The sequence below is a fragment of the Pseudomaricurvus alcaniphilus genome (assembly GCF_011440395.1).
Lineage (GTDB): Bacteria > Pseudomonadota > Gammaproteobacteria > Pseudomonadales > Cellvibrionaceae > Pseudomaricurvus > Pseudomaricurvus alcaniphilus.
Map to the genome: position 1 here is coordinate 1 of NZ_JAAOIX010000039.1, position 1,153 is coordinate 1,153.

The 1,153-nt window shown below is 49.7% G+C and carries 2 protein-coding genes; both read right to left on the reverse strand.

The genetic code is table 11. The annotated features are described in order from the left end of the window. Positions 1–216: 216 nt before the first annotated feature. Entirely contained in the window at positions 217–786 is a 570-nt protein-coding gene (locus G8764_RS22250; protein WP_166168583.1) for a cupin domain-containing protein, read from the reverse strand. A 152-nt stretch (positions 787–938) separates the two neighbouring features. Further along, on the reverse strand, positions 939–1,153 hold a 215-nt coding region (locus tag G8764_RS22255), incomplete at its 5' end, for a TetR-like C-terminal domain-containing protein (protein WP_207952055.1).

Sequence of the window (1,153 nt, forward strand, 5' to 3'; positions counted from 1 at the left end):
TATCAGTCAGCGCTGAAGGCGTGCCATCCTCAGCACAGACAATCAACAGCGGCTCGTCCAGAATTGTGATGGCAATCGGCGCTTTTTTCAGCTGGGTTACCCAGCCTGCCGCAGACCAGGTATTGCGTAAGAATCTCATTAATACACCTCGCCTGTTTATTATTTTTATAAAAATGTGTACATCCCTGTACACCCTGTCGTACTCGTCATTGTTGCTTAAGCGTCAACTTCCTGCGCGTCTATCAGCACAAAGGCCATGCGACAGAACTGCTCGGTGCGGTTTGCCCAGGAATGGTGGGTAGCCCGCTGCACCATCACATCACCCGTCTTCATCAGGGTTTCACCTTCATCCATCAACGCCCAGATTTCACCTTCCAGAACGATGGCATAGTCGATCGTTTCAGTTTTATGGAACAGAAAGTGGCGAGCGTCGGTCGCACGGTGACCAGATTCTTCAATTTCTTTTGCCGCCTCCTGGCTCGCAGAATTCTGCGCCATGGAATCAGGCGGGAAGTCTACAATGCGGAAAATTGTTCCATTTTTTCCTGGTGGCGCCTTGAATGCCACATCGGCTGGCGCGGCGTCGCGGTATGCTCCGATTGCCACGGGCATTTCTTCAGTGGCCCATACGACCTGCGCCACAATGGGTGTAGTTTCGTGTAATTTGACGTTTGGCGTATCACTGTCGGAAATAATCACTGAACGCCCCTCCCCATTGACGCCAGTGACGATACGGCGTACAGGCTTGTAATTAGGCGAATGATTAACTGCTTTTTCTGTGCTCATAGACTCTCCAAAACCGATTTATTAAATAACGGAACGTTTCGTATTTTATTGTATTTAGATACGCAGTAGAGTCAAGATAAAAGCTTAAAAGTAGGTAAATTGCGAGGCAGCCGATTTGTGCCGATCTGGCTTAGGAGCCTCGCCCAAGTAAGTTAGGCGACCTCTAACAGAGGCATAACATTTTTAACGAGCTCTTCCACGAACTGGTCGTCCAGCGGCATATGCCCCCAAAGCAAGCGAAAATAAATAGGCGCATACAGAACATCCATAAGAAATTCAGGATCTACGCCGCGCCTAAACTCTCCAATGCGCTGCCCTTCAGCAAACAGTTCCCGCAATGCGGCGCGGCGACCGTACCAAAAACGCT